We start from the raw sequence: 9,456 nt of genomic DNA, 5'->3' as shown, positions 1-9,456 counted from the left end.
ATTAGGCTGCTTTCTTAGTTTTTTCACACAACAAAAGCACTTATAGCATTGGGAGAACTATAAGTGCTTCAACGGCCATATTGGCGTTTTGGGAAAATATAAAAATTGGGTTTTTAATAAAATGTACGTAAGGATACATTTTATTGGCATGGGATTACTAGTAATTCATAAATGTACTCAATAATTTAAGGAAGTTTGAGTAATTCAAACTAAATTGAAAAGAAAAGAGCATGTAATTGATCACGTAAAGAATATTACGAATGCAATTAGTCTCCCAAAACAAATACATAAATAATGCATCTACTTTTGATAAATACCCATTCAATTTAAAATAAAACTCTTTTTACAATCAAAAAGGATAAAAATATTAATTTTAGTGAAGATGAAGATATTATCTTTTAGCATACCATGCTATCCTACGATTTCTAAGTTTTTCCATTACAAACCGATACAATTAAATGCGATTTACGTATATATGATTTTGCATAGTATTTATTTTGCTTTTTACATAAAAAATAATAAATTCCGTGGAATATAATTTGTTTTTTTAGTAAAATAGTCACTAAATGAGGATAAAAGATAACTTTAGGGGTTTAAAATAGTTAACTTATATTCTCTTTTTTTATTATCTATAAGGGGATGGAAAAATATTATGGATTTACTTATTGGTACGTTATTCTTAATTTTAGTTCTTATTATTTTTACATTATTTACGTATAAAGCGCCCAATGGTATGCGTGCGATGGGAGCACTAGCAAATGCGGCGATTGCAACGTTCTTAGTCGAAGCATTCAACAAATATGTAGGCGGAGAAGTCTTTGGTATCAAGTTTCTCGAAGAGTTAGGAGATGCTGCGGGAGGCCTTGGTGGCGTTGCTGCAGCAGGATTAACTGCACTTGCGATTGGTGTGTCTCCAGTCTATGCACTAGTGATTGGTGCTGCCTGTGGTGGTATGGATCTCTTACCAGGTTTCTTCGCAGGTTATCTGATTGGTTACGTAATGAAATACACAGAGAAATATGTTCCAGACGGTGTCGATTTAATTGGTTCGGTTGTGATACTTGCGCCACTTGCAAGATTAATTGCAGCTGGCTTAACACCAGTCGTTAATAATACACTCTTGAAAATTGGTGACATTATTCAAAGCAGTACAGACACGAATCCAATCTTTATGGGGATTGTTCTCGGAGGCATCATTACAGTTGTTGGTACAGCGCCATTAAGTTCAATGGCATTAACCGCATTACTTGGATTGACAGGTATACCGATGGCAATCGGGGCAATGGCTGCATTTAGTTCAGCATTTATGAACGGAACATTATTCCACCGTTTAAAACTAGGTGACCGTAAATCAACAATCTCAGTAAGTATTGAACCGTTATCTCAAGCAGATATTGTATCAGCTAACCCAATTCCAATTTACATAACCAACTTCTTCGGTGGTGCTGCAGCAGGTCTAATTATCGCATTATCTGGTATGGTTAATGATGCGACAGGTACAGCGACACCGATTGCAGGTTTCCTTGTCATGTTTGGCTTTAATAATCCAATGACAGTCGTTATATACGGTGTAGTGATGGCTATCGTTGGTGGACTTGCAGGTTGGATTGGTTCACTCGTATTTAAGAAATACCCAATTGTTACTAAACAGGACATGATTAATCGAGGCGCTAAAGACGCATAATATCAAAATAAACCTTCTTTGTACCATTGTGACAAAGAAGGTTTATTTGTATATAAATTTAAAAAATGGAACAAGCTTCGCTAATGAGAAACGAATTACTAAATAAGTTTAGTAATACTATTTTATGTGTAATAATAAAAATATAAAAATTGGAGTAATCTCTTTCATTATAACGCTATAAAATGTAAAAATATCTAAAATCATGTTATTGTAAACATTTTGTCAATTATACATAAATAATTTATAAACTTATTTAAAAAGTGTTGTATTATATTTTGTTATCGCTTACAATACATGTGAAAGATATCACAAAGGAGTTGTACAAGATGCAAAATTTAAGAAATAGAAGTTTTTTAACACTATTAGACTTTTCACAAAAAGAGGTTGAGTTTTTACTAAATCTATCTGAGGATTTAAAACGAGCGAAATACGCTGGTATAGAACAACAAAAGCTTAAAGGTAAAAACATCGCTTTAATCTTTGAAAAAGACTCTACGCGTACACGTTGTGCGTTTGAAACTGCAGCATATGATCAAGGCGCTCACGTGACATATCTTGGACCAACTGGAAGCCAAATGGGTAAAAAAGAATCTGCTAAAGATACTGCTCGTGTATTAGGTGGTATGTATGATGGAATCGAATACCGTGGCTTCTCACAACGTACTGTTGAAGAATTAGCGAAATATTCAGGTGTGCCTGTGTGGAACGGCTTAACAGATGAAGATCATCCTACTCAAGTACTTGCTGACTTCTTAACAGCAAAAGAAGTATTGAAAAAACCATACCACGAAATTAACTTCACATATGTTGGAGACGGACGTAACAACGTTGCAAATGCATTAATGCAAGGTGCAGCAATTATGGGAATGACTTTCCACTTAGTTTGCCCTAAAGAATTAAATCCAACAGATGAATTATTAAATCGTTGTAAAGAAATCGCAGCTAAAAATGGTGGCGAAATCTTAGTAACTGATAACATCGATGAAGGTGTTAAAGGTTCAGACGTTATCTACACAGACGTTTGGGTATCAATGGGTGAACCTGATGAAGTTTGGGAAAAACGTATTAAATTATTAGAACCATATCGTGTAACTAAAGAAATGATGGAAAAAACTGGTAACCCACGTGCAATCTTCGAACACTGCTTACCATCATTCCACGATACTGAAACTAAAATTGGTAAAGAAATTCAAGAAAAATATGGCTTAACTGAAATGGAAGTTGCTGACGAAGTCTTTGAAAGTGAACAATCTGTTGTCTTCCAAGAAGCAGAAAACAGAGCACACACTATTAAAGCTGTGATGGTTGCAACTTTAGGAGAATAATCGAAGGGAGACCTACCTATGTCTAAAATCGTAGTGGCTTTAGGTGGTAACGCTTTAGGACAATCACCTGAAGAGCAATTAGAATTAGTTAAAGGAACAGCTAAATCATTAGTTAGCTTAATCCAAAAAGGTTATGAAGTTGTAATCAGTCATGGTAATGGCCCACAAGTCGGCAGTATTAATTTAGGATTAAATTATGCAGCTGAAAATGGCCAAGGACCAGCGTTCCCATTCCCTGAATGTGGCGCAATGAGTCAAGCTTACATTGGCTATCAACTACAAGAAAGTTTATTAAATGAACTTCATGAATTAGGTATCGATAAACAAGTTGTTACATTAGTAACACAAGTAGAAGTTGCTGGTGATGACCAGGCATTCGATAATCCAACAAAACCAATTGGTCTATTCTATACTAAAGAACAAGCAGATCAAACAATGCAAGAAAAAGGTTATCAATTTGTAGAAGACTCAGGACGTGGTTATCGTCGAGTTGTACCTTCTCCAATGCCAATCAACATTGTAGAATTAGATAGCATTGAAACATTGATTAAACACGGCACACTCGTTATTGCAGCTGGTGGTGGCGGTATCCCAGTTGTTAAAGAAGAAGGTAACTACAAAGGCGTCGATGCTGTTATCGATAAAGATAAAACAAGTGCTTTATTAGCAGCACACTTAAAATCAGATCAATTAATTATCTTAACAGCAGTAGACTATGTTTACATTAACTATGGTAAAGATAATCAAGAAGCTTTAGGTGAAGTAACAGTAGATGAAATGAATAAACACATTGCTGACGGTCAATTTGCAAAAGGCAGTATGTTACCTAAAGTAGAAGCAGCATTACAATTCATCGAGAAAAATCCAGAAGGTAGTGTATTAATCACATCTCTTGAAGACTTAGGAGATGCCTTAGATGGTAAGATTGGTACATTAATTAAAAAGTAATGTTATGTGAATGACTTTTGACATGGTTATAAAATAACACTCAATACATTTTAATAAATAAGTTAAACCTGGGCTTAATGTATGTGATTTACATACTAAGCTCAGGTTTTTTAGTGGTCATGTAAATATTAAAAATCCCCTCACTAAATAACGTAGTGAAGGGAATGAGGTTTACCAAATGTGTTACAGTTATTAGTAACATTCAGAAATGCAAAAATGTGACTTTTAGTAATGGTTGAACTATTTAAATTTCTGACATGCTAATCTTTAATTCGCGTCTTAAATTTTAAATACGTGGCAATGCCCCAGTATATAACTAAACCGATGAGCAAAATTAACCAGACTACATTAAATTCTCCTTCATTAAACTTAATATAGAAATTATAAATAGCTAATACGATAAAAAAGTAAACGGTGGTCCATTTACTCGCTATACTAAAGTGTTGTTGTTCCATTTCATCTTGTCTTTTAAACATTATTATCACCCTTTTCATTTTTAAGGATTAAATAAGTCGTCCACAGTTGTATTGAATTGCTTTGCTAATTTAAATGCAAGTTGTAAGGTTGGATCATATTTATTGTTTTCGATTGCATTAACTGTCTGACGGGAAACATTTACATTTTTGCTTAGTGTGTCTTGAGACATACCAATTTGTTTCCGATATTCTTTAATTTTATTTTTCATTATTAATCAGTCCTATGGCGTATACTTCTTTTTCACTATAAAGTAATTTATTACTAATAGTAAAGCTACTATTAATATATAGGCCAATTCTGGAATTGATTAAATGGATAAACTGTATGACGTCCTTGGTAAAAGGCAAATATCTTTAAAATCATACCGATGAAAAAGGTATAAACTAAGCCTACAAATGTTTTAGAAAATATTTCTAAAAACATTGTACGTTGTCTCTCATCGTAACCAGTTGTATCAATGCCTTTAGTATCAATTGTTTCGCTAGGAAGAAATTTGTTTGTTATGATACTCCAAATTATTCCGAAAATTAGAACACTAATGAATAGTAAAATATAAATAATTGATCTCACCTCAAAATGTCAAAAGTATTTTACATTTATAGATTATCATATTTGTTGTTAATGTCAAATGCTTTTGACATTTGAACTTTAAAAAAAGCCTAGGATTAAGTTTTAAAGCTTAATCCTAGGCTTTATGTAAGCTATATTGCTATTAAAGATACTGTGTGCGCTGTAATTAACTCAATATAAATGCCACAAATTCTTCTACGCTAAGATTGCCAAAGTAGAAGGTTAAATCAATGTCATTCAAACGTTCAATTAAATCTGCTTTGACCATGCGTGTCCCAATTAAATGTGCTTCAACATCGTGAATGTTGCCTTGACCAAAGAAATCGCCATAAATACGACAAGCTGCAATACGGTTATGTTCAATTGATAGGGAAATATCAATTGTGCCGCAACTAAAGCGCTCATTTCGGTTGTATTCATATCGTGGTGAACGGCCATAGTTCCATTCCCAATTATCATACTTTTCAGCGACTAATTGATCGATGCCAGCCCAATCTTCATCAGTTAATTCATAGCGTTTAGCATCTTTAATGTCATCAATGCCCATGATTTGCGTAATCATAAGATCTTTAAATTCGTGAATCGTGATGTCTTGATATTTAGGATCTAATGCATCACGAATTTGACCGACACGGGCACGTACGGATTTAATACCTTTAGATTCAATCTTCTTACGGTTTGGTTTCAACACGTTGACCATGGCGTCATAATCAACATCTAATAATAATGAATAACCACCATAAATACGATCATTTAATAATGTCATCGCAGCGCCTGAAATTTTCTTGTCATTTAAAGCAAGGTCATTTCGACCACTTTGAATGACGTCAGTGGCACCTAAATTGTGTAGTGCTTGAATGGCCGGACGGTAGAAGCGTTGGAAATCTCCGTATATGGATGTATCTTGTTCTAAAATACAACATACGTTGACGGCACCATCATCCACGTAAACTGCGCCACCGCCTGTATCACGGCGGACCACTTTAATATGATGCGCATCGACATAATCTTGATTAATCTCTACTGCAGTATTCTGGAAGCGACCGATTTCTACTTTCGGTTGGCAATAATATGGAAGTAATATATCTTCATCTAAAAAGATGTGGTTATTAACATATACTTGCATCGCCAAGTTAACGGCGCCATCATCGATATATTTACCATTACGAATAGGTTCTATTAAATACATGTTCTCGTCTCCTAAGTTGTTAATTGTCTTTGTGCATGAATGAGTAACGACGCAATATCTTCAGTAAGATGAATCGTTCTATCTTGGATTGATTTAGGGATGCGATACGCTTTCTTGTTTAATGTCATAAACACAGCATTTGGGTTTTGGCGTGTCATACGTTGGAACGGATGTTTCACAAATTGTGGTGTCGTATAACCAATACCGATTTCAAGATATAACACTTTGCCATCTTTATGCGTGTCTAGAAAATGGTTGTAGCGATCTAGTTGTGCATGGAAGTCCGCATCTTCAACCATCCCAACTTGTGCTTTACGTTTATTAATTTCCATAGGTGCATCACATTTTGGGCAATGTGGAATCAGCTCATATGGAATTTTCATGTCTTCTTGTTGGGCTACCATTTCGCGAATTGCATCATCGTCACGATACGTTTGTGCATGACAGTGTTGGCTACATTGCCAGAGAATGTATTCTCCTTGAATATGGAACACTTTGTCTAAATCATAATCTGCGACGAGAAAGGCATTATCTGCATTTGTCGTAATGATATGATAATCCTTTTGCTGAAGCATCTGTTTAAGTGCCACGTAAGAAGGACCTACGGGTTGATCTAAGTAGTTTAATTTCACGAAACGACTTTCAAATGCCCAATACTCCTGCCAACTTTCAAATGGATGCAGACTCGCTTGTAGCATATCGAAGAAGTTATATTTCTCGATAAAATCAGGGAAATTCTGCGTAAAGCGTTCACCAATATAAGTGAAGCCGTCTGATGCAGACATCCCCGCACCTATACCTACAACAATGGCATCTGCTTCATCAATCGCTTGTGCTAAAATATCGGTTTGATTAGCGTCTGCTTGTTGCGCCTTATCAAGTGCAATCCAGTTCTGTTTCTGTGTCGTGTTATCTGTTGTCGTCATTGAAAGCCTCCTTATAAAGTGCTAAATCTTTATCTGTAAATACATTAAAGAGTACTTTCATCTTTGAGCCAGTTTCATGCAAATAGTCGCGTGTGGTTTGAATTGCTATGCGACTCGCTTCATCTTGAGGGAATCCAAAGACACCTGTTGAAATACAACAGAATGCTAAGTGTCTTAACCCCTTTTCATCGGCAAGTGCCAGACAACTTCGATAACAACGTGCGAGCAAATCTTTATTCATCTGTGACACAGGTTGTTTATGAATTTGAGGCCCGACTGTATGAATAACATATGTCGCTGGTAGGTTATAAGCAGAGGTAATCTTTGCTTTCCCCACACCTTCTTTACGGCCTTGTTGCGCAATAATATTAGCGCAATCAAGACGTAATTGTACACCAGCTTTAGTGTGAATGATATTATCGATGCAATCATGATTCGCTTGCATACATCCTAAAAATCGGCTGTTCGCTGCGTTGACGATACCGTCAATAGCAAGTGTTGTGATGTCGCCTTGCCATACATATAGTGACGCATCTGAAATAGGTGTTAAATCATTGATATGTGTGATGTCTTGTTGGTTGTTCAATGTAGATAAAAAGGCATCTTGTATCTCTAAGTACTCAGAACTTACAGGCTCAGGTGGACGAACATTGGCCAAACCTCGATACAATTCCCACTGTTCTGTGTCAGTCTCAGGGAAGTCTAAAGGTTTGTCACCATATTGTTCTTTCCACATGGCTTCAATTAGATAAGCTAAACGTTCTTGTTGATTCACTGCATTTAGTCCTCATCTGGATCTGGTAATGCGTCGTATGCTGCTTCATCTACATTTTCTAATTTAACTAACCAATTTTCTTCTGGTTTTTCTGAATTTAAAATAGCTGGTTCATCTTCTGCTTTCGTATTACGTTCAACGATTTTACCTGCAAGTGGAGATTGCACATCTAATACAGTTTTAGATGCTTCGATGCTGACGATTTCATCATTAACATTAACATCGTCTGCGCCCATAAATTCGACATAACCTACAGTACCTACATCATCTTGTAATTCAGGTGTCATACGATAAATATATTGGTTACCTACTTTTTCTACATATAAATAATTAGCTAATTTAGCCATTACATATCATCCTTTCTTTATTTATAAATACGCTTGTGCTATGCGTTCGATTGTACGACATCGTTGGTCGATGCCTGGTAATAGTGGTACAACTAAGACTTCATCCGCCTTAAATTCTTGGATCATTGTATCCAAGCGGGGTTTCACTTGTGCTATTGTTCCGGCTAGAATTCGTGAACGGTGTTGAGCGATAACGCGTTTATCACGGTCACTTAATTTATATTGTCTAGCTGTTTCAATAGAAGGGAAGCGATCAAACTCAGCAAATTGTTGTTTGCCTAATAACCACACGTCAAGTGCATGTAATAAGTCTTGTGCCTCTTCTTCAGTATCCGTAACGATGACAAATGTGGTTAACATGACTGTGGGTGACATGTTTAACGCAGTCGTTTGAAAATGTTCGCGATACGTTTCGACAGACGCTTTAGCTGCATCAATCTTATCCTGGTTTGGTAATAAGAATGTCCCTAATGTGTAGCCCATGCCCTGTGTAGCAGCTAATTTAGCTGAACGTTGACTTGCGCTTAAGAGCCACATATCAGGATGACGAGATAGCTGAGGCTGACTAATGACCTGTCCTACGCGTTGGGCTTCTGGTGCTTGCGTCAAGTAATGGCGAATATCTTCAATACTTTGTGCATAATCAAGATAATCACGTTTGTCCTCGTCCATTGCGCGTTTAACCACCGCTGTACCTGGATTATTGCCGATACCCAAGTCAACCCGACCAGGGTGGAGTGCCTCTAACATTTTGAAATTTTCGGCCACTTTAAACGGGCTATAGTGCGGTAACATGACCCCGCCAGACCCCAATTTAATGCGTTTCGTTTCCCCTAACAAATGCATCATTAAGAGTTCAGGACTACCACTCGCAAACGCTGGTACATCATGATGTTCCGTTAACCAGAAACGTTTATAACCTAGTTCATCAGCGCGTTTAGCAAGTCTTGTTGTATCTTGTAATGCTTGTGTCGCATCCTTACCTTCATCAATCATGGCATAATCTAATATATTGAAATCCACTTGGTGCTCATCTCCAAAGCTTAATTGTTTAGTCCCTTATTATAATACCCACCACCATTTTAACGTGTTTAAAGAATTTTTGTAGTAATTTAGTTTATACGTCACACAAATGTTCTACTGCTATTTTCTTTTCCCGAAAAGGGGCCAAAAAATCGTTCACAAACAAGTCGATTGTGTATTGTCATAAAGCAT

Annotated in this window: 11 protein-coding genes; 3 read left to right on the top strand and 8 right to left on the bottom strand. The window is 36.2% G+C overall.

Annotated elements, in window-relative coordinates; all coding sequences use genetic code 11:
- Positions 1-652: 652 nt before the first annotated feature.
- From KA828_RS09525 to arcC, 3 genes are all read left to right on the top strand, one after another.
- Positions 653-1,684: a PTS sugar transporter subunit IIC gene (locus KA828_RS09525; RefSeq protein WP_053030083.1), complete on the top strand. Its 1,032-nt coding sequence runs from the start codon at positions 653-655 to the stop codon at positions 1,682-1,684.
- 326 nt (positions 1,685-2,010) lie between these two features.
- Positions 2,011-3,009 (top strand): ornithine carbamoyltransferase, encoded by a 999-nt coding sequence (gene argF, locus KA828_RS09520; protein WP_053030082.1) that lies wholly within the window; start codon positions 2,011-2,013, stop codon positions 3,007-3,009.
- 18 nt (positions 3,010-3,027) lie between these two features.
- A complete protein-coding gene (gene arcC, locus KA828_RS09515; RefSeq protein ID WP_053030081.1) occupies positions 3,028-3,957 on the top strand; it encodes a carbamate kinase in 930 nt (309 codons plus the stop codon).
- Between the two features lie 260 nt (positions 3,958-4,217).
- On the opposite strand, the gene KA828_RS09510 is transcribed toward arcC, so the two are convergent.
- From KA828_RS09510 to KA828_RS09475, 8 genes are all read right to left on the bottom strand, one after another.
- Positions 4,218-4,433 (bottom strand): hypothetical protein, encoded by a 216-nt coding sequence (locus KA828_RS09510; RefSeq protein WP_210126126.1) that lies wholly within the window; start codon positions 4,431-4,433, stop codon positions 4,218-4,220.
- 20 nt (positions 4,434-4,453) lie between these two features.
- Complete coding sequence (locus KA828_RS09505) at positions 4,454-4,642, bottom strand: helix-turn-helix transcriptional regulator (RefSeq protein WP_204193854.1); 189 nt, start codon at positions 4,640-4,642, stop codon at positions 4,454-4,456.
- A gap of 71 nt (positions 4,643-4,713) precedes the next feature.
- Positions 4,714-5,004 (bottom strand): hypothetical protein, encoded by a 291-nt coding sequence (locus KA828_RS09500; protein WP_239469332.1) that lies wholly within the window; start codon positions 5,002-5,004, stop codon positions 4,714-4,716.
- Between the two features lie 166 nt (positions 5,005-5,170).
- Entirely contained in the window at positions 5,171-6,193 is a 1,023-nt protein-coding gene (gene lplA, locus KA828_RS09495; RefSeq protein ID WP_053030080.1) for a lipoate--protein ligase, read from the bottom strand.
- Between the two features lie 11 nt (positions 6,194-6,204).
- A complete protein-coding gene (locus tag KA828_RS09490; RefSeq protein ID WP_239469333.1) occupies positions 6,205-7,119 on the bottom strand; it encodes an SIR2 family NAD-dependent protein deacylase in 915 nt (304 codons plus the stop codon).
- Positions 7,103-7,855: a protein-ADP-ribose hydrolase gene (locus tag KA828_RS09485; RefSeq protein ID WP_204193892.1), complete on the bottom strand. Its 753-nt coding sequence runs from the start codon at positions 7,853-7,855 to the stop codon at positions 7,103-7,105. The genes KA828_RS09490 and KA828_RS09485 overlap by 17 nt, the downstream gene beginning before the upstream one ends.
- 44 nt (positions 7,856-7,899) lie before the next feature.
- Positions 7,900-8,241, bottom strand: coding sequence for a glycine cleavage system H family protein (locus KA828_RS09480; RefSeq protein WP_053030078.1), 342 nt, complete (start codon positions 8,239-8,241; stop codon positions 7,900-7,902).
- Between the two features lie 21 nt (positions 8,242-8,262).
- Positions 8,263-9,264 carry an MsnO8 family LLM class oxidoreductase gene (locus KA828_RS09475; RefSeq protein WP_204193855.1) on the bottom strand — a complete coding sequence of 334 codons (1,002 nt, stop codon included), beginning with the start codon at positions 9,262-9,264 and terminating at the stop codon, positions 8,263-8,265.
- Positions 9,265-9,456: the final 192 nt, after the last annotated feature.

Source organism: Staphylococcus sp. GDY8P85P (assembly GCF_017892405.1).
Lineage (GTDB): Bacteria > Bacillota > Bacilli > Staphylococcales > Staphylococcaceae > Staphylococcus > Staphylococcus borealis.
Note: the sequence above shows the minus strand (reverse complement) of the source record. Positions and strands in the feature narration are given on the sequence as shown.